This is a genomic window from Pseudomonas hunanensis, from assembly GCF_013393325.1.
Classification (GTDB): Bacteria; Pseudomonadota; Gammaproteobacteria; order Pseudomonadales; family Pseudomonadaceae; genus Aquipseudomonas; species Aquipseudomonas putida_P.
In genome coordinates this window covers 1-943 of the sequence record NZ_QJRC01000057.1, presented here as the reverse complement: position 1 = coordinate 943, position 943 = coordinate 1, and the positions used below count along the sequence as shown (strand labels likewise).

Below are 943 nucleotides of genomic sequence, written 5' to 3'. Positions count from 1 at the left end.
AGACCGAGGTCAGCACCCAGGTAACCGACGAGCCAGGCACTCCGGGCAACGAAGGCGACTTGGTCAAAGTCACTATCACCGCCGACCAAACCTCGGTGGCCGAGAACGTCAAACCGACCTTCACCGTTCACATCAACACCGCCCTGGCGCACGACCTGGTCGTGACCCTGAGCAACAATGCTCAGGTCACCATCAAGGCGGGCGAAACCAGCGCGCCGTACACCCACGATGCACAGGGCGACGACGTCTACAAAGACTCGGGCGAGATCAGCCTGGGTATCAAGTCGGCGGTGGATGTCGATGGCCGTACCTTCGAAAACCTGCAACTGGGCGGCGATGCTTCGGTTCAGGTGACCGACACCACCGACGAAGTCGTGGCCAAGCTGACCGCTACGCCTTCGGTCACCGAGGGCGGTGAGATCACCTACACCATCACCCTGACCAACAAAGACGGTCTGCCGATCAACAACCACGGCGCCCTGACCTTCACGTTGAGCGACGGCACTACCGTCATCACCATCCCGGCCAACGGCACCACGGCTTCGGTCACCGTCACCGCGCCTGACAACGTCTATGTCGGTGCTAATGACCCCGTCGTGAAGTCCATCGCCACCGTTGAAGGCGCAGACGTCGACAAGTTCGAGCAACTGACCCTGGATAAAACCCAGGTCAGCACCACCGTCACCGACGAACCGGGTACTCCGGGCAACGAAGGCGATTTGGTCAAGGTCACTATTACAGCCGATCAGGCTTCGGTGGCCGAGAACGTCAAGCCGACCTTCACCGTTCACATCAACACCGCCCTGGCGCACGACTTGGTCGTGACCCTGAGCAACAATGCCCAGGTCACCATCAAGGCTGGCGAGACCAGCGCGCCTTACGAGCACGCGGCACAGGGCGATGACGTCTATCTGGACAGCGGCGAAATCACCCTCGGCATCAA

Annotated in this window: 1 protein-coding gene; it reads left to right on the top strand. The window is 60.8% G+C overall.

The genetic code is table 11. The features are described from left to right. Positions 1–943, top strand: a 943-nt coding sequence (locus tag DM807_RS00765) for an immunoglobulin-like domain-containing protein (RefSeq protein ID WP_342356450.1), incomplete at both ends; no start/stop codon positions are given.